Source organism: Halotia branconii CENA392 (assembly GCF_029953635.1).
Classification (GTDB): Bacteria; Cyanobacteriota; Cyanobacteriia; order Cyanobacteriales; family Nostocaceae; genus Halotia; species Halotia branconii.
The window spans coordinates 718004-738077 of the sequence record NZ_CP124543.1; the positions used below are offsets into that span (position 1 = coordinate 718004).

Annotated in this window: 15 protein-coding genes; 4 read left to right on the forward strand and 11 right to left on the reverse strand. The window is 40.8% G+C overall.

The genetic code is table 11. The annotated features are described in order from the left end of the window. Nucleotides 1-248 precede the first annotated feature (248 nt). Nucleotides 249-1814 carry an alpha-amylase family glycosyl hydrolase gene (locus QI031_RS03175; protein ID WP_281483774.1) on the reverse strand — a complete coding sequence of 522 codons (1566 nt, stop codon included), beginning with the start codon at nt 1812-1814 and terminating at the stop codon, nt 249-251. Nucleotides 1815-2196: 382 nt separating this feature from the next. Here QI031_RS03175 and QI031_RS03180 point away from each other — a divergent pair, with 382 nt between their 5' ends. The 4 genes from QI031_RS03180 (at nt 2197) to QI031_RS03195 (ending at nt 7199) form a co-directional block, all read left to right on the forward strand. Then, complete coding sequence (locus tag QI031_RS03180) at nt 2197-2829, forward strand: PEP-CTERM sorting domain-containing protein (protein WP_281483775.1); 633 nt, start codon at nt 2197-2199, stop codon at nt 2827-2829. Between the two features lie 169 nt (nt 2830-2998). Beyond that, nucleotides 2999-5068 (forward strand): phospholipase C, encoded by a 2070-nt coding sequence (locus tag QI031_RS03185; RefSeq protein WP_281483776.1) that lies wholly within the window; start codon nt 2999-3001, stop codon nt 5066-5068. A 197-nt stretch (nt 5069-5265) separates the two neighbouring features. Further along, nucleotides 5266-6216: a type 2 periplasmic-binding domain-containing protein gene (locus QI031_RS03190; RefSeq protein WP_281483777.1), complete on the forward strand. Its 951-nt coding sequence runs from the start codon at nt 5266-5268 to the stop codon at nt 6214-6216. 245 nt (nt 6217-6461) lie between these two features. Next, entirely contained in the window at nt 6462-7199 is a 738-nt protein-coding gene (locus tag QI031_RS03195; protein WP_281483778.1) for an SDR family oxidoreductase, read from the forward strand. A 321-nt stretch (nt 7200-7520) separates the two neighbouring features. Here the strand turns inward: QI031_RS03195 and hypB are convergent, their stop codons facing one another. The 10 genes from hypB to QI031_RS03245 form a co-directional block, all read right to left on the reverse strand. Continuing rightward, on the reverse strand, nt 7521-8372 hold the full coding sequence (gene hypB / locus QI031_RS03200; protein WP_281483779.1) for a hydrogenase nickel incorporation protein HypB: 852 nt from the start codon (nt 8370-8372) through the stop codon (nt 7521-7523). Next, entirely contained in the window at nt 8363-8704 is a 342-nt protein-coding gene (gene hypA / locus QI031_RS03205; RefSeq protein ID WP_281483780.1) for a hydrogenase maturation nickel metallochaperone HypA, read from the reverse strand. The genes hypB and hypA overlap by 10 nt, the downstream gene beginning before the upstream one ends. Before the next feature lie 25 nt (nt 8705-8729). Further along, nucleotides 8730-9830 (reverse strand): hydrogenase expression/formation protein HypE, encoded by a 1101-nt coding sequence (gene hypE, locus QI031_RS03210; protein ID WP_281483781.1) that lies wholly within the window; start codon nt 9828-9830, stop codon nt 8730-8732. Nucleotides 9831-9914: 84 nt separating this feature from the next. Continuing rightward, nucleotides 9915-10130: a tautomerase family protein gene (locus QI031_RS03215; protein WP_281483782.1), complete on the reverse strand. Its 216-nt coding sequence runs from the start codon at nt 10128-10130 to the stop codon at nt 9915-9917. A 65-nt stretch (nt 10131-10195) separates the two neighbouring features. After that, nucleotides 10196-11347: a hydrogenase formation protein HypD gene (gene hypD / locus QI031_RS03220; protein ID WP_281483783.1), complete on the reverse strand. Its 1152-nt coding sequence runs from the start codon at nt 11345-11347 to the stop codon at nt 10196-10198. Between the two features lie 231 nt (nt 11348-11578). Further along, the gene (locus QI031_RS03225) at nt 11579-11839 is read right to left on the reverse strand and encodes a HypC/HybG/HupF family hydrogenase formation chaperone (RefSeq protein WP_281483784.1); all 261 of its coding nucleotides are present in this window, start codon (nt 11837-11839) and stop codon (nt 11579-11581) included. A 45-nt stretch (nt 11840-11884) separates the two neighbouring features. After that, nucleotides 11885-14239, reverse strand: a complete 2355-nt coding sequence (gene hypF, locus QI031_RS03230; RefSeq protein WP_281483785.1) for a carbamoyltransferase HypF — start codon at nt 14237-14239, stop codon at nt 11885-11887. A gap of 227 nt (nt 14240-14466) precedes the next feature. Then, a complete protein-coding gene (locus QI031_RS03235) occupies nt 14467-15654 on the reverse strand; it encodes an NHL repeat-containing protein (RefSeq protein WP_281483786.1) in 1188 nt (395 codons plus the stop codon). A 349-nt stretch (nt 15655-16003) separates the two neighbouring features. After that, nucleotides 16004-17269: an IS701 family transposase gene (locus tag QI031_RS03240; protein WP_281480781.1), complete on the reverse strand. Its 1266-nt coding sequence runs from the start codon at nt 17267-17269 to the stop codon at nt 16004-16006. Between the two features lie 108 nt (nt 17270-17377). After that, complete coding sequence (locus QI031_RS03245) at nt 17378-19303, reverse strand: choice-of-anchor Q domain-containing protein (RefSeq protein ID WP_281483787.1); 1926 nt, start codon at nt 19301-19303, stop codon at nt 17378-17380. Nucleotides 19304-20074: the final 771 nt, after the last annotated feature.

Consider the following 20074-nt stretch of genomic DNA (forward strand, 5'->3'; position numbering starts at 1 on the left):
TAAAAAGTGACCTTTGCCGGGAACTACACTACTTAATGAACATAAACTCGTAGTGCAATTCCCTGACGAAGATTTAGTCAATACTGCTCGGTTAAGCTCAAAAAGCTTAATATTTGTAGGTTGGGTTGAGGAACGAAACCCAACATGTCTGGGGTTTTTTTGGGTTTCACTTCGTTTAACCCAACCTACAATGATCCTTAAGCGAGTAGTATTGAAGATTTAGTCCTTTATTCAAGAGTTGTAGTTAACTACACCAAAATTGCCATACCGGAGGGGGGTAAATCAATCCGCACAGCAGCCCTATGATCATCGTGATAATGCTGCACAGTGACAGTTTGTCTCTCTGGCGGATAGCGTAGTTGTTTATCGTTCCAATCACTCTTGTATAAATAAGTCATGGTTGAATCGGCAGAATGCATGGCAGCATCGACTGTCACTTCAGCACCACGATTTTCTAAAGCATGGGTGTTCAATACCATCAATACTTCTGTATCAAACAAAATTTGTGACCAAGCAACTAATTCGCCTTGTTGGGGAATGGAGAATGGGTAATTACAAAATGATGTTTCCCGTAGGATGTGATGCCCCCGACGCAAAGCTTTACCAATTTTATCGTGTTGGTTGCGAAGACGAGCGATCGCTGCAATTCTTAAATAAGTGGGATGATCTAGATTGAAGAAATGACAGTCTGCTGTTTGAAATGCACCAAAAGCACCGCCAAACATCGCTTCACAGACGTATCTATCTACAAACTGCCCATCTTCAATATTACCTGTATTGCCAGTAAAAGCTTGTTCTGTCCCATAATAAATAGCCGGGATTCCTGGCATAGTTAATTGCACTCCAACAGCGTTAGCAACCTGTTCATAAAGGTTGGGAACATCGCTATGTACAGCAAATCGCTGTTTACAATCAGGGGATGATATATCATCATCCAAAATGGAAACATGATACAAACCATCTTGCCGACATTGCCCTGCAAAATGATTTTCGCTGTACAAATCGAAAAATACACAAGGGTTTGCTAAACCCTTAGCCATTGTGGTTAAAGCATCAGCAGCTTGGGCGATGTCAAGTACAGCACTGAGGTTACAACCTAAAATATCTAAGTAAGCATCTGCCATGTTATCGGAATTTATCTTCCCAGTCAGCAAAAAATTGTCCTTGCCGATAGATTGAGCATATTCACGAATAGCAATACAGAATTTGCGGGCATTTTGAGGAGGTATATTCTGGGTTGTCTTGATGCAAAACCCGTCGCAGTCAACAAGAGCAATCCAGTACTGATAAACTCTCGCTAGATTTGCAATCATTTCATCTCTATAGAACCAGTCATGATCACTATGGTTAGAGATGATATCTAGGATGACATACATGCGGCGATCGTGGGCGGCATCTATTAAATCTCTTAAATCTTGACAAGTTCCTAAGTGAGGGTCAATATCTAAAAAGTTTTGAATGCTGTCACTAGCATCTGTTTCTAAGTTCAGTTGTCGCCAAGGGGAGTTAATCCACAGTGTTGTTACTCCTAATCGCTGCAAGTAATCCAACTTACTTTTAACTCCCCTGAAAGTTCCACCTAAAAACTTTGTATTTGCTGCTATCCAGTCAGCTTTGTTTTTTACCTGGAATCTTAAAGGATTAGTATGGTCAAAAAGTTCCCTATGACTTTCATTATCATCACTGAATCTATCCGGTAGTAGATGGTACAAGAACTGGTCTCGCCAACTGACAGGACTTAACTGAACCCTTCCGCGTGGTTTTAGGTCTGTGTCAGAGAGCTTTTGGGGTGCAAATTCTTCAACTTTAGCCATGAGGACTTACGCATTGATTCTGAAATATGCACCTCAATGTTTAAAATAACTATCTCCAATTTTCATGAACCCATAGAGGTATTTCAGAGTTCGCAACGTATTTACATTAATTTTTTTACATAATTCTTTGTACTTTCAACTGTGCCAATAATGATTATTAACTTTTTCATAAACTTTTCTCAATGTTGGACAAATATATTCGTTATCAATAACCAAAATTCCAGTAGTTTGATTGTCTGCATTGATCTGATGAAGACTTTAAGCATTTTGTAGCCATTTCACTTCAAGCCTATATATAACAGTGCCTTCACCTTGGCACTATTTTTGGTGTGTAAATAGCGCACTCAATAAACATGGGCAAAAATTATGGAGAGCAAACTTAATGCAGAGTGCAACACCTTTCAAAAGATTATTGCAAGCAACTATCACCGTAGGAGTTAGTTTTGCTACGCTTACAGTTATTGGCACAAATCCAGCCCAAGCTGTCAATTTGAAAACATTTAATATTTCAGGAAATTTTGCTCCTGCGGTTGAGGATAATTCAGTAGGGCTACCTGTGAGTTTGGCAAATGGTTCTTTTAATGGGACTTACACAGTTGATGTGGAGCGATTACCTGCTTCTAGTTCTTTTGTAGATTTGACAAGTTGGAATGTCAACTTAGTCAATGACAATACTGTTTTAAGAACATTATCCAACAGTTTGGCTGGCAATACAGCTTACATTCAAGAGAACATACTTGCTTTTGCAGACGCAGGTTTATTAGCAGAGCAAAATAATAACTTGTACAGTTTAGAACTGTATTTTGACAGCAATTTCATAGGTAGGGGTAGTACCAATAATGGAATTTTCCTAGATAATAGCGATTTGGGAAGTGTCCAAAGTTCGGGCATTACTGCCGTAACTTCTGCTAAAAGTGAGGTCGTTCCTGAGCCTCGGACTATTGTTGGAACAGTAGTTGTTGCTATTATTAGTTTGTGGCTAAAAAGAAAGCGAAAAGCTGAAATAGCGGCATAATTTTCCTGAGGTTCAACGGTGTTCAGTTTTGCTGAATTTCGGAATTAGTCAAGAGCATGGCGTAACCAGACTACATATTTTAAATCTAAAATATGCTTGCGGTATGTGAAGTAATTATCCATTCCGTATAGCGATATTAGCTGAATAGAAACTATCAAGGAGATGTGCTTTGAGACGACTTACAAAGTTCTATTTTGCTCTCACACTTTTACTACTGCCATCCTCTATCATACCGTTGATATTTCTTGGCTCGGCGATCGCACAAGATTCCTCTTTACAGGAACCTTCGCAACCAGATTCAAACGTGACAACTCAGCCAGATGTCACGCCAGATGTAGCAAAATACTTAAATAATGCGGGTAAGGAACCCAAGTTACCACCGAAGATACTGACAAGGCTGCTTCAGCAACGGATCAAATACGTTTTTGTCATCTTTAACGAAAACCATTCCTTCGACAACGAGTATGGCACCTTACCAGGTATCAACGGACTTTACTCAGACGGGCAAAAGCCTCGTAGTCCAGCAAAAACCCCAGGCTTTACTCAGACTTATACAGATGTCAACGGCATGACCATCAAAGTTCAGCCATTTCGGATTGGGCCAGAGCAGAACGCCACAGTTGTCGACAGCGTTGACCACTCACACACCGGACTTGCAAACAAGCTCCATGTTGTGAACGGTAAGCCCCAGATGGATCAATTTGCCAACGACGAGTATACGCGCTTCGCGTCAAAAGGTGGAGCAGCTAATATTGCTGAAGGCAAGCAGTTCGCACGCCTTGTGATGTCCCACGTCGATTGCGACACTATTCCGTTCTTCTGGAAGTGGGCAAGTCGCTTTACGGTCTTCGATAATATCTTTGCAACTGAGGATACCCCCTCAACCCCGAATGCAGTGGCGATGCTGGCGGGACAATCGGGTGAAACGCAGTGGGTCAAGCACGATTCGAGTGGTCAATCCTACACCGTGGGTAGCCACACAGGGACGACCCAAGGTGTACCTCTGGTCAACGACCCGCAGCCTTTCTACGGCTCCCAGTTCGACACCACAACGGACAACAAGCAGCCTGCTGGCACAAGAGAGTACTACGGCGATGACAATATCGCCTCGAACCTGACCTTCGCCAGTCTGCCACTGACTTTCCAAGGGCGTAAAATTCAGGCAGTTTTAGCTGGTAACAAAAATCCTTTATTTGATTTACCCGATATCCAGCAGGATATTCCTTATATCCAGAAACTCCGAACTGAGCCTGTTAATTGGCGCTGGTATCAAGAAGGCTACGATCTTGAACCGACTGATACCAACGGGGTCGCTTCCCACAATGCCTATGTTACCCATCACAACGGAGCGCAGTATTTTGGCTATATTGCCAACACGCCTAAAGTGAGCGAAAATCTCCGGGGGCTTGGTGACTTTTTTACTGACATAGCCAAAGATAAGCTACCCAAAGGCGGTGTGTTCTACATTCGCGGTGGCTATACAAACCAACAGGGTCTGAAGCCGCCAATTACGAACCCCAAGACACCTGCTGATGAGATTGCGGCAATCAATGCGGCAAAGTTGGGTGACGACGATCACCCAGGTTACACTGATCGCCAAATCAGCGAGGCAATGGCAGCCCGGACAATCAATGCGATCGCCTCAAATCCAAAGCTGTGGCAACAAAGTGCAATCATCATCACTTATGACGAGTCGGATGGCTTCTACGACCACGTTCCACCACGTATTTTGTCTTATGGTCCTGACGGACTGCCACTCTCCCGTGGTGTCCGCGTCCCGCTAATCTTGATTTCACCCTATGCCCGGACTCACGCCGTCTCACATGTTGAGGGCGATCACAACTCAGTGATTGAAACGATCAACACGATTTTCGGTTTGCCCCCACTTGCTAGCCTACCTGATGAAGCCCAAGCGCTTGCCGCAGGTAATTCTCCTCAGTTCAACAAGTTCGGCCCGCCAGGATTTGAGCAGAAGTACCTCGGCCCGCGTGACATCAATTCGCCGATTACTGACAGCCTGCTGTCGGGCTTCGATCCCAAGCGCTTACTCGGTATTTCACCGCCACTACCAGCCTCGTTTGCAACGATTCCTGATAATGTCGTCAACACATTACCGCATTATGGCGGCCAAGGCTGCCGGGCAATTGGAATTACACCAGAGGATAAGCGCCAGGGGATAGTCAACAAAGTTCCTAAGGGTTTTAACCCACTACCAAGCACATATCCAGCGGCTAACTAATTCTTGAAGAGTTATATCATGTCCGCGTAATTAGTTATAATTCCCGCATCTGTGCAAAAACCATGAAACCCTCTTTCTCCCTGCCCCCTGCCCCCTGCGGTCTTAATTACAAGTCTTTAACCGGACACGATATTAGACGGATGGGCGTACCCCGTCCGTCTCTCAGGCTGGGTATTGACATTTTCTGAGAAAAATTTATGCGCTTTTTATTGGTATTACTGACCCTGTTTGGTATCGGTTGCTCAACTTCCACCGCTGAGGCTAGTTCTGTAATTGAACGTGTGAAAGCGCGCCATCTCGTTCGTTGCGGCAGCGTCGAGAGACCGGGTCTGGCAACTGAAACCCAGCCGGGTGTGTGGAGTGGTCTTAATGTCGATGTCTGTCGGGCGATCGCTGCGGCTGTTCTCGGCTCTCCTGACCGCATTGAATATCATAAATACGAGACAGACAAAGACTTCGACGCTGTGCGTAACCAAGAAGATGATGTCTACTTTCTGACGCGATCGGAGATTAACACACAGAAATTGACCAACAAGTTAGTACTCGGCCCGACTGTGTTCTTAGAATCCGATACGGTGATGGTAGCATCCACTTCAGCTGTCCATCATCTTACTGACCTGGCAGACGATAGTATCTGCTTTATGATTGGCAGTTCGGTCGAGCAAAGCCTCAATGCTTACTTTGGTAAGCTTCATAAAAACTGGTTTCGTCGGGCATTCTCTGAAGATGGGGAGATGATCGACACATACAACGTGCAGAATTGTCATGCGATCGCTGGTGAGATCACAACCTTGGCAAATATCCGTCTCGACCCTGGAGTGAACCGATTATCAAGCCGCATTCTTCCAGAGTCTGTGAATATCTTTGCAGTTATAGCAGCAACAAAAACCGATGACACTCAGTGGTCGGCGATCGTTGCATGGATAGTGCATACATTAATCAACCTAGAAATACCCAAAACCCAGTCGAATGCAGAGAGTACTGGGAAAATGCCAGTTTCTCTCTCAGAGTTGTTTATTGATAAAGAGTGGCAGCGCCATGTTCTCACTTCTGTAGGCAGCTACAGCGATATTTTTAATCGCAATCTTGGTAAGGGTTCGCCACTGAGACTCGACCGTGGGTTAAATACGAACCATAGTGGGACTTAGACAAAAATCAAGCCCAAATATAACCTAAACTAGCTTTGTAAGCAGCAAACAGGTCACGATTTAAGTTCAACTAATCAAATCGTTCGACTCACAAAACGATTTGTAGGATGGATGATGATACCATGCTAGAAGAAGCGGTGGAAGCCGCAGTCTTTTTTCAAGAGAGCAGCTAAATTTCTTTGCCCTAACTGAGAGCGATTGTCCAAGGTTTTTCAGCTCATGGAAAACCACAAGGAGAAATCCAAATGAACTATGACATTAAAGACAAAACTATTTTGGTTACGGGCGCAAATCGCGGCATTGGCAAGGCGATAGTTGAGTCGTTTATTGAACATGGAGCTACCAAAGTCTATGCGGCTGTTCGTCAGCTCAATAGTGTCTCCTCATTGGTTGAACAATACGGCGATCGGGTAGTACCAATTCAGGTTGATTTAGGCGATCCCCAATCTATTGTTGCGGCTGCTCAAACTGCCCCAGATGTACAAATTGTGATCAATAATGCAGGAGTGTTTCAAGCTGGAACTCCCTTAGCTGAGAATGCGATCGTCGCTCTCGAATTTCAGATGAACATCAATGTATATGGATTGATCTACATGGCTCAGGCGTTTGCCCCGGTACTTAAAGCCAATGGAGGTGGTGTCTTTGCCCAAATCAACTCTGTTGCTTCGCTCAAGAGTTTCTCAGACTCTGCCACTTACTGTGCCTCAAAAGCTGCGGCTTATTCAATCACCCAGGCACTACGAGAGCTATTGAGCGAGCAGGACACGTTTGTGCTAAGTGTTCACCCTGGCCCGATTGCCACGGATATGGGCGATGCGGCAGGAATGAGTGAGGTTGCACAGTCACCTACACTTGTGGCAGACGGGATAATAAAAGCTCTCAAAGCTGGGGATTTTCACGTCTTTCCTGACTTGGTGGCAAAACAAATGGGCAATGCTTATAAAAGCTTTGCGGAAAATGTCGTTGAGGTGTCATCAAGTTAACTACATTGTCGGATAACCAATTTCATTGCCTGATTTATGATTACTGAAAATTTTGTTAAACAAGTCGTGCTTAGATGGTGGCTCACTTGTCTGTCGGTACTCAACGCTGATTAAAACAATATTCAAAATATATGTTATTTGATTCTACCCATTTACTTTGCAGTTGGGGGTTGTGCTTAATCGCTGCGCGCAGTTTATCTCTGTGAATTCATGCGTCTCAAGCCCGGTAAACAACCCCATTTTCAGCAGGGTTTACGTACTATGTCCTTTATCCAGTCTGCTTTGTAGCTTCTATGTCACCCCTTCAATTCACCGACTTACTTAAGCAGAAACTAACCTGTCAAAACTAGTTACCTTTTGCGATAGCCATTTGTACCAATTATCTAATCCAGTTCCCGTAGTTGCAGAAACCTGAAAAATCTGAATTTGGGGATTTACTTGCTGGGCATATTCTATACACTTTTGCACATCAAATTGTACATAAGGTAATAAATCAATTTTGGTGAGAATCATTATCTGACTAGCACGGAAGATGTGAGGATATTTGATTGGTTTATCTTCTCCTTCTGTAACGGAAAGAATGACCACTTTTGCTTGTTCTCCCAAATCAAATAAAGCCGGACAAACCAGATTTCCTACATTTTCAATCATCACAACTGAATTGAGTGGCGGATTTAGTTGTTGTAAACCCCTGTCAATCATTGATGCATCTAAATGACAGCCTGTACCTGTGTTGATTTGGACGACTTGACAACCTGTTTCTTTAATTTTTTGGGCATCGTTGGCTGTTTCTTGGTCGCCTTCGATTACATTAATAGGTAATTGATGCTTTAAATCATTAATGGTACGGGTTAATAAAGTTGTTTTCCCTGCACCCGGAGAACTCATTAAATTTAAAGCTAGAACATTTCGACCTTTGAACCAACCGCGATTTTGGGCGGCTATAAGATTATTTTTTGCTAAGATATCTTGTTCTAAAGATATCGTTGTGCCGTGTATTTTGGCATGAATTTGAGATGCTTCGGTGTGAGGTTCGTGACTGTGAGTATGAGTAATGACAGTACCATCTGCTAAAGTATGGGTATGATGATATTGATTATGTTCAACCTCACCCGTTTCCATATTAATAATTTTGCCTTCTGTATCATCAGAACAACCGCAAGTTACACACATACTTCCTCTATTTCTATTTCTTTAATTTTTAGTTCTTCACCAGTTATTAAATCTAATTGCACGCTACCGCATTTACAAATGCCAAAAGGTTTATCTAGATAAACTTCTGCACCACATTGACGGCATTTGGCTAAACCAGGAATTTCGATAATTTCTAATATTGCCCCTGCTAAAACTGTATTTCGAGTACAAATATCAAAACAAAATTGGATAGCATCGGCAAGAATAGCTGAAAGTTTGCCAATTTCTAAAACAACTCGTTGCACTTTTGCACCTTGGGCGTGTTCAATGACAATTGCCACAATATTTTGAGTAATTCCAAGTTCATGCATAGGTAGAGAATCTCTAAAACTTTAACTAACAAATTCGTGGTAGTTGTTCGCCAACGAGCATATCAACAATACGTTCAGCATTAAAAGCAGTTTTTAATAAGACAATTCCTGGAGGTGAAGGAATAACTTCGCCAATAATACACGCATTCTTTCCAGATGGATGAGATTTCATTGCTGATAAAACATTTTCAGCATTCTCTTGTCCTACTACTACTACCAGTTTACCTTCATTTGCTAAATACAACGGGTCTAAACCCAAAATTTCGCAAACTCCTTTAACCTCTTCTCGCACTGGAATAGATTCTTCATTAATGCGAATACCTACTTGAGAACTCAGGGCAAATTCATTTAAAACTGTAGCTAAACCGCCGCGTGTAGCATCCCGCATCGCATGAATATCAGGACATACTTTCAGGATAGTTTCTACTAAATCATGTAACGGTTGACAGTCACTTTCTATATTAGTTTCTAATGCTAGTTCTCCACGAGCTATTAAAATAGCAGCACCATGATTGCCTAATTCACCATTAATAATTACAAGATCTCCTGGCTGAATATTATGGGCAGAAATATTCACTTCTTTAGGGATAACTCCAACGCCAGCAGTATTAATAAATAACTTATCAGCAGCACCGCGATGTACAACTTTGGTGTCACCTGTAACAATTTTAATACCTGCTTTTAACGCAGCTTTTTTCATGCTAGCAGCAACTCGCCGTAAGGTTTCTACAGGTAATCCTTCTTCTAAAATAACGCTACAAGTCAGATATAAAGGTTTAGCACCACTAACAGCTAAATCATTAACTGTGCCATTGATGGCTAATTCTCCAATATCACTACTAGGAAAAAATAAAGGGTCTACAACATAAGAATCTGTAGTCAAGGCTAGTCTATCTCCCTGTTGCATGAGACTAGCTAAATTTAAACTGGCTTGGTCTTCTAGTTGGGAAAGAATAGGATTATCAAAATTACTAACAAAGATATCATCAATTAAATCGCGCATGGCTTTACCACCACTACCATGTGCCAGAGTGATATGGCTATCTCGCACTTTACCTTGACGATGACGGACTTGTTCAATTTTTTGAAATAAAGAATTTTTTGTTTGATTAGCAGAAATCTTCATATTTAAAAAAATGGCAATAAAAATAAACAACTCAACTTTTATTAAGGTGCGTTAATCACGCACCTTATAAATCAATAACAAATTTTACCTACCTGTCTCATCATGCTTACCACGATGTCTATCAGAATGTAATATACCGTTGATAGCCCAGTTTTCACGTTCAAATTCATCAATGTGAATAGTTATCCATTCTGGCTTAGTACCTAAAACAGCAACTAGAACATTAGTAATAGATTCCACTAGTCGCCGTTTCTTTTCAATGGAGTGTCCTCTGGCAATTTTAACTGTTACAAATGGCATATATTTTTACTCCAATCCCAAAATTGTTGTTGTGTAGAGTTTGGGATGCTCATTTTGATCTTAAGTTATGGAGATAGGGTTACTGTTTGTTTATCAGTTAATTTTTGCGTCATTATATTAGAAAATCTGCCGTATTTGTAATAAGCGGCACAAGCACCTTCAGAAGAGACCATACAAGTTCCAATGGGTGTTTCTGGTGTACAAGCTGTACCAAATACTTTACATTCCCAGGGTTTTAAAACTCCTTTTAAGATTTCGCCACACTGACAAGCTTTGTGGTCGGCAACCTTCAGATTAGGAAGAGTAAACTTAAGTTCGGCATCAAATTGTGCATATTTTTCACGAATTTTTAAACCAGAATCAGGTATTTCACCTAAGCCCCGCCAATCAAAATTTTCTCGCACAGTAAAAACTTGATTCATGGCTGTTAGCGCTACTTGATTGCCAGCTTTTTCTACGAGTCTGTTATATTGATTTTCGACTTCGCAACGATTTTCTACTAGCTGTTTTAGTAGCATCCAAATTGATTGAAGAATATCTAAAGGTTCAAATCCTGAAACGACAATTGGTTTATGATATTTTTGCGAAATAAATTCATAAGGCTCAGTGCCAATTACTATACTGACATGACCAGGACCAACAAATCCATCTAATTGCAAGTCAGGATTATCTAGTAATGCTTGTAAGGCAGGAATCACGAGGACGTGGTTACAAAACATACTAAAGTTAGGAATTTTTTCGGCTGCTGCTTGCAAGATGGTAAGGGAGGTGCTAGGGGCGGTAGTTTCAAAGCCTAGGGCGAAGAAAACAATTTCTTTGTCGGGTTTGTCTTTGGCAATTTGCAGACTATCTAGAGGAGAATATACCATGCGGATATCTGCACCTGTGGCTCTGGCTTGCAGGAGGCTGGTATGGGAACCGGGAACCCGCATAGTGTCGCCAAATGTGGCCAAAATGACGTTAGGATTTTGAGAGATAGCGATCGCATCGTCTAATCTACCCTTGGGCATGACGCATACTGGACAACCAGGCCCATGAATGAGTTCTAGGGAATCTGGCAATATTTCTTCAATGCCGTATTTAAATATGGAATGGGTATGTCCGCCGCATACTTCCATAATTTTGATATGTTTATTTAGCTGGAGGCATAGTTTTTCGATTTCTCGGCGTAAGACTTCAGCTTTTTCTGGTTCGCGAAATTCGTCTACGTATTTCATAATAAGTGAGGAGTAGGGGTTTTATATGTGAGTTAATTTCGCTTTTATAGTAAGAGGATTTTTTAATTAACCGCAGAGGCGCAGAGAACGCAGAGAGTAAGAGATAGATTATTTGGTGTTGCATAATGGCGGTATGAATTTATCTCACGCAAAGGCGCAAAGGCGCAAAGGTTAAGAGTTTTTTATTTTGAATTTTTCAAGTTCATACCTCGATTCAGTAACGCCGATTATTTAAGTATTAACTGCGGCTTGGGCTGTGGCGAGTTCTTCTAATAATTGTAATGTTTCTGCTGCTTCTTGTTCGTTGATGCGATTCATGGCAAAGCCAACATGAACTAGCACCCAATCTCCAATACAAGCTTCGGGGGGATGTTGTTCGTCAACAATGCAGGCAATATTGACTTGGCGTTTGACACCAGCAATGTTGACAATAGCTAGTTGATGATTTGTGTCGGTTATTTCGACAATTTGTCCAGGGATTCCTAAGCACATTTTTATTTTCCTGTTTGAAGATAGAAGAATTTGATAAAATTAAGCTTAAGATATTAATTTAGCTGCTGTAATCACAGCTTGACCTAGCGATAAACCGCCATCATTAGTAGGAAACAAGCTATGAGTAAGTACATTTATTCCCAATTTTTGTAACCCATTAGTAACTTGCTCCAACAAAATACAATTTTGAAATACTCCTCCTGATAGGGCAACTTGATGAATGACATTTTGTTGACGGAGACGCTTGACCATATTGACGATGACATGAGCTAAACTTTGATGAAATTTTGCAGCTATCACTGATTGAGGAATTTGTTGCTGCAAGTCATTAAGTAAAACTTGCCACATTGGGCATGGGTCTATACAATAAATATTATCTGAAAAGCTGAAATTAAAAGGATAAATTAGCGTTTCTTCATGATTATTTAAGGTGTGAGTTTTTGCTAATGTTTCCATTGCGATCGCAGCCTGTCCTTCATAGCTACATTCTTCTGGATAAATACCGATAGCCGCTGCCACTGCATCGAACAATCGCCCTCCAGAGGATGCTGGAGGAGAATTAATTTTTTGTTCTATTAGCTGATTGAGTAACTTTAGTGGCTTTTGATGCAAAAGTTTTACAATTTCTAATTCCGAATATTTTTGCTGACAATCATCCCAAAGATTAGATGCAATTAATTGAGCATAAGTATTACGCCAAGGCTGATAAATTGCTTGTTCGCCGCCAATCATGGCTACAGGTTTAAATGTTGCCAATCTTTGAAATTGACGATAATCAGCTAGGAGAAATTCTCCACCCCAAAATGCACCATCTTCACCATAACCTAATCCATCTAAAGCAATTCCTAAAATGGGAGGTGAATCTAAAGGAATATTATTTTCTGCCATGCAAGCGGCAATGTGAGCGTGGTGATGTTGAATTTGGTAAAGTTGAATTTGATTAGCACTTGCTAGTTGTTTGCCAAATTTAGTTGCAAGATATTCAGGATGTTTATCAATGGCTATAGCTTGGGGCTGATGTTCAAATAAATTTAAATATAAATTTAATGTATCTTGATAAGCATTAAAAGCAGCAGCATTTTCTAAGTCTCCCAAATGTTGAGAAAGAATTGCTTCATTTTCTCGCAATAGGCAAAAGGTATTTTTTAATTCACTACCCATTGCTAAAATCTGCGGAATATTCTTAAATCCCGGTGGTAACTTAATCGGTGCTGGTGCGTATCCTCTAGCACGGCGAACTATTTGCACTTTCTCATTAATAACCCGTACAACTGAATCATCTACTCGGTTAATAATGTCCCGATTATGGAGAATGAAGTAATCAGCTATTTGACTTAATTTTTCTTTTGCATCATCATTATCAATACATTGCGGTTCATCAGCAAGATTGCCGCTAGTTAAAACAATTGGGCGATTCATCCGCCTGAGAATTAAATGATGTAAGGGCGTATAAGGTAACATGAAACCAAGAGTGTTTTGCCCTGGTGCTACCGACGTTGCAATAGAAGATTGCTGAGTACCGAATTGCTTTTTTTGTAATAAAGTAATCGGTGCTGCGGAACTTGTCAATAATTCTTTTTCCTTAGCGCTAACAGTGCAATGTTCCTCGATTATTGCTATATCGCGCGCCATTAAAGCAAAAGGTTTATGATTGCGTCTTTTGCGCTGGCGCAGTTTTTGTACTGCTACTTCTTGCGTTGCATCACAAGCTAAATGAATACCACCTAATCCCTTAATTGCAACAATTTCACCTTTCTGCAACAGTGTACATACAGCATCCACATCATCCATCATTGAGAACATAGAAGCTGTCACAGGTTTACCATCAGCACGTTCTAACCAAGTTGTAGGGCCACAAGTATGACAAGCTACAGGTTGGGCATGAAAGCGACGATTTTCAACATCATGGTATGACTTTTCACATTCTGGACACATAGCAAACGCAGACATACTGGTATTACATCTGTCGTAAGGAATGGCACGAATAATACTTAAGCGGGGGCCGCAATGAGTGCAGTTAGTAAATGGGTAACGATAAAAGCGGCTAAAGGGGTCAAAAATTTCTTGTTGACATTGGGGACAAGTCGCAGCATCAGGGGCAATTTCTGTTTTGATGACATTAGTAATACTGCTAGAAATTACAAAATCATCAAAACTAAATTCACCTATGTAGGGAGTGCGTATCAATTCATTTATTCTGGCCAGCGGCGGACATTCTTGTTGTAATCTGGTGACAAATTCTGTTAAATCGGCTTCGCTACCAGATACGCGAATTAACACACCTTCACCATCATTACAAACATCTCCACGCAAATTACAAGATTTTGCCAAACGATATACAGTCGGGCGAAAACCTACCCCTTGCACAGTACCGCGAACTCGAATTTCTTCAATTGTCATAGGCTATCATGCATCAAATTTACTAGAGTTGCTTCTCTTCAACTTCTCTGCGTACCCTGCGTCTCTGTGGTTTGTTTTCTTTCTTACTGAATAGTAATCTTGAATGATTTATTTCACGCAGAGGCGCATACTTCGACCCTTCGACAGGCTCAGGGCGGCGCTGCGCTCAGTAAGCAGAGGCGCAGAGAGAATAAGGAGTTTTAGATTTAACACATAAATTTCATTCGTTAATTCAAGCGCCACAGTAAGATTCGGTTATTCCCAGAATCGGCGATTACCGCAGTTTCTCCCCAAATTTTGACTCCATAGCACCAATTTAAACTTTCTCTGGTTGGTAGTCCGTAATTGCGATTTTCACCTTTGCTTTGAAAATTTATTTGTCCTACCAACGCATCTGCCATCATACCTTGCAGTGATAATATTGATTCTGGCTTCCTCCATCCTAACAACCTTGAGTTAGCCGTATCTGCAACTACTAACCAATCGCCAGCCACCCCCACACCATAAGGCATACTCAAACTACTAGCATTAGGAGAATAAACTCCTTGATTCATCTCCACACAATCAAAGCTTTTTTGTCCTAATACTGCCGCACATGGGGCATTATTTTCTATAGGCATTCCTTGCCAAATCATTACGCGGTTATTACCTGCATCAGCAATAACTAAATTATCTTCCCAGACAGTAATATCGTGACACCAACGCATACTTGCTGCTGTAGGAGAACCACCGCCATTTTCATTGCGAGATATCATATCTGGTTGTCCTAAGACTAAATCAGCAGGTTGACCATTTTCTATAGGTAATTGCTGCCAAATTAATACCCGGCGATTACCTGTATCAGTGACAAAGAGCTGTCCTTGATGATAGAAAATACCATAAGGCCAATGCATTGTGTTAGCAGATGCTTGTTGAGTTCCTCTATTTGGTTCGTTATCAGTAAAATTCCCTTGTCCTAACACCAAGTCAGCCGGCACATTGTTATTTGTTGGTAAGTTTCGCCAAATTAAAACGCGATGATTCCAAGCATCTGCAACTGCTAACCCTGCACCACAAGCACAAATTCCCGTTGGCACACTAACAGTTGTACTTCCTGGTGTACCTTTAGCATTTTGTCCTTCATGATAAAAATCTGGTTGTCCAATTACCCAATCTGCTGGTTGATTATCTTGAGTGGGTAAATGTCGCCATCCTAATAATCGATGGTGTCCTGTATCTGATACCCACAATGGCCCAGTTGCAGAAAGTAAACAAGCACCGCGAGGACCAAACATTGTTGTGGGACTGGGTACAATAGGTATTGCTAATTGTTGGGGTTCAATAATATTGCCTACAATTACCTCTGCACCTTGAGATGATAAGAATAATTTTTGCTGTGATTTTAATAGGTTATTAATTTGATTTTGTTTATGCATGTATATTTGAGAAACCGCAGATAGACGCTAAGAGATGTTGATAACCATTTAAAATCATCGGTACAAATTAACATGTATCAGCGGCTGCAATTGTTCATTGAAAGCGGCGAGAAACTCCATCCTTTCATGGGTGGTTGAGGTTGTTCCTCCCGCCGTTTGGGGTATAGGGTACTTGTACTGAGTTTAGCCTGAGCGCACTTGTACTGAGTTTCGACTGCGCTCAACTACCGCGTAGTCGAAGTATTGGGACTGGGGCATAGGGAAGAATTTACCAATGCCCTATGCCCAAAAACTCTATACCCTTGTAGGTGGAGTTTTTTATTCCCTCTTAGCGGGACTTAAGGAAAAATCAAGCCCAAATAAAGCCGAAACTGGCTTTATGAGCGGCAAATACGTCACGATTAACAGTCAACCACTCAATAAATCGGAAAGAAATAGCAGTTCTAAAGGCTTCTAAAGCCTCAGTAAAAGTGTTCAACGGTTTAGTTGCCCACCTACGTCTAAAACCACCAGTCAACTGATGCCAAAGGACAAAAGTATAGGCACAAAATACCAAGATAAAATGTCGCATGAGACTGGTTTTATCTCGGACTTGATATTCTTTCAATCCTAAAAAACCCTTGGCTTCTCTATAAAAGACCTCTACCCAATTGCGTTGAGAATAGGTGTTTACTATCCATTCTGAAGTTACAACAGATGTAGAAACATTGGTAATAAAGTAGTCGATATCTGTGGCATCAGAAAAAGTAGCAGCATTCATGACGATAGCTATACTTCGTTTACCTTCCAGACGTGATATCTCTACTTCAAAAGTTGCTACCCATACTTTTCTAGGTTTATCTAAATTGAGTTGAGTTTCGCTAAAAGCCTCTTGGGGTATAGACTTTGCTAACTCATCTATCCTAATTGTTCGTTGATTATTCTCTTGCTCACTAATTGTGACTTTCCGATTTTTGGCTATTCCTCCTAAATACTTTAATTTGCGATTTTCTAGTTCTAATAGGAATGATGTATTGTTACCATATCCGGCATCTACAATCACTATTCCTGGTTGATATCCTCGCTCTCTTGTTTGGTCTATTAACTTAATTGCTATCTCTGTTTTTTTCTCAAATAGAGGGTCTTGTTTTCCTTCGGGTAATGAATCAGCGTGTTGATATAACTCTATATCTAATGGTAGGCTTTTTCTCCCATCATATAAATGAGTTGTTACCACCACTATTCCATTATCTGTCTTGCCAATTTCTCCGATATATTGTCTTCCCACACCTTCGGTAAAGTTACCACTTTTCCTATGCCCTGAATCATCAATTATCAAGCTAAATCCCCTACTGATTTTAGTCTGACTACACTTGTTCATTACCTCTAAGCGTCGTTCATTCACCTTTGTGGCCGACCAAGGGGAATCTGTCAAAAAGTGGTGTAATCGGTGGTAATTTACTCCTACGGCATTTTCTGCGAGCTGGAACAAGTTTTTCCGTTCGCTTTCTCCTAACAACCCCCCTAAATAATGTCTAAACTCCCTTTTTTGCGCTTTATGACCAAATACATCGTCAAACCTTTGACACCATTTTTCAAAGCATGGGGGCATAGCTGTGGGAGTTGTCTCTTTCATGGGGGTTAGTTTGACGTAAAACCTATGCTAATTCTGCATTATAGCCTTTTTTATTCTCTTTTTTTGCCTAAGTCCCGTTAGTGTCTTTACAAAAGGGATTTTTGACTTTTACAAAGAGAAATTATCAGCAGTCAAGGTGCTAGCTTTGATGCCCTTCAGCATCACAATATCATCAGACCATGTACCATCATCATTCGCGTCAATCTTAACAACAGTATTATTGCCTACTTGCCCTAGTCGTATACAATCTTGAAAAGGCTTAGAGGCGGTATTATTAGCTCTGTTGAACACTGGGCTGAGGTCAATGATATCTCTTGCAATCTCAAAACCCATAATAATGTCACCTCTTTCTGAATAGTATTGGAAGACATATCGGTCAACGCCTTCTCCACCAATTAGAACATCAACACCTTCTCCACCAATCAGGATATCGTTACCATAGCCACCCATGAGGATATCATTGCCATAGCCACCAACTACTGTGTCACTACCTTTAGTACCATAGATGAAATTGTTGCTGGAATTACTATTAGACTGACTTGTGACTTGAGTTAATGGAGCATTTCTACTGACATTCGCCTCGAAAGCACCAATATCTGGTTCACTATCTCGTTGCACCATTCCAGCATCAACAGAGGGTGTGATACTATTTCGTTTTCCAGCATTAATCGCAGGGCTGCCTGATTTGAGGGGATGCATTAAAACTCCCCCAATGTTTTTTAACGAATCAAGCATTGGGTCAACAATCTCACTACCTGCTACAACTCGCGTACCCCATGATACTGGTGAACTAGGATATTCAATATTGCCACCACCATCTTTGAGTTCAAAGTCAACTTGCATTTGTGCTTTAGTAGCGGAGGTATTGTTAGCAACAATTGAGTTGGTGAGTTTTGTCGGGTGAGTTGCATTTGGAACCCATATTGCTCCTGCTGCTCGTCCAGCAGAGTTATCAACAATAGTGGAATTGACAATGTTGACGGGAACGTTACTATCAGTGTTAATAAACATTGCTCCACCCGCATCTTCGCTGACACTATTGTCAGAAAAGGTGCTGTTGATGATGTCCACTGGCGAATGACCATCTAGCCATATCCCTCCACCTTGTCTGACAGCCCTATTATCTGCAAAGGTGACGTTGCGAATTGTCAAGTCGCTATTAGCTCTTAACCCACCTCCGCGAGAAATTCCTTGAGGATTAATGCCAGCGGAGTTACCAATGACGGTACTGTCTTCGAGGATGATTTTGTCTGGACCATAACCATAGAGAAACAGTGCGCCTCCTTCTCCTTCAGTCTTATTTCCTTCAAAATGACTACCACGGACGATAATTGTACCTCCAGAGCCGATGTTTCTCGAATCAGGCCCGATTGGGTTAGCTCCATCAGTGAAGATAGCACCGCCACCCATGTCACCTTCTGAACTATTTTTGAGAAAGACTGAGTTTTCAACAGTCAGTGTACCGAGTAGGCTATATATTGCACCGCCATTCACGCCCTTATTGTTAGTAAATTTGCTGTCTTTGACAACAAGATTACCAGCGCCAACAGTGGCGATCGCTCCTCCACCGTATTCAGCGTTTGTTAAGCTACCATCGTTACCATCAAATTGACTATTAACTACAGTTGCTCTGACACCAAAGCCAAGACCAATAGCTCCACCAATACCTGCGCTATTATTGTCAAATTGAGAGTTGGTGACTTTTATATTGCCGTAGTCTAAAACTTGAATTGCACCACCTTTTCCAGAGGTGTAACCATCGGCAATAGTCAGGTCATTAAATGTCACATTGACTTGTCGCTCTACGAGAAATACTCCTGTGCTATTGTTGCCGCTAATTTTTAAATTTGCTGCCTCTGAGCCGTCAATCTTTATGTCTTCAGTAATGACAAGTTTTCCACTGGTGAGTTTGATGGTTTTGTTGGCAAGACCTGAAGCAAACTTGATAGTATCACCTGCACCAGCCGAGGCGATCGCCTCTCGCAAAGAACCTGAACCGTTATCTGCGGAAGTAGTAACGCTAATGATAGTCATGTTTTGAATTCCCTTTTAAATCAAGGTTTTCAGATAGACATTTTGGACAAAATCACTAATTTTGTGATTTTCAGTAATAGCCAAGTCATCGTTCAGGACGATGGAATTCAGAACACTAAAGAGTTGCCTTTTTATAAACCTGAAAGAAATGAAAGTCTCACCGTAAATATACTGAAATTATGAAAATTGCTTGAACCTCCTAAATTTTTGACTAGTGCATCTTCTCATATTTTTGATTGAGTTGAATGAGAACAAATTGCACCGAGGAACAATTTTTAATTGTTTTAAGTCATTTTTTTAGTATGTATATACCGAGTAAAAGGTAACATTATTTATATTATTTTTTTATGCACATCCTTGGACTAATGTCAATAGCTTAATTATCTATTGACAAAATACTAAATATGTAGTCTCAAGCACAATAAAATATTTAGATGAGCTTCTTCATGCCACTATAATTTACTGCCAAACGCTTAATAAATATGAAGTTCAGGGAAAAAATATCTCAATTTAATTGATGTTTATAAAAGGTGTAGTGCTAACTATAAAAATGGATCAAATATTGATATATGTAAGTTTTTTATCTGCTGTAACAATTTTATTAATTTGACTTTAGTTGCTAAAAAAGCAGTATAAATATGTAATTTTATTTAGTTTTTATGTTTTAATTATAACTATACTTATAACTTTTACTGATCTAAAGCTAGATTGCACTTTGCTTTAAATTACACCTAATAATATTCATGAATTGAAAATTTTGATACGAAAGAT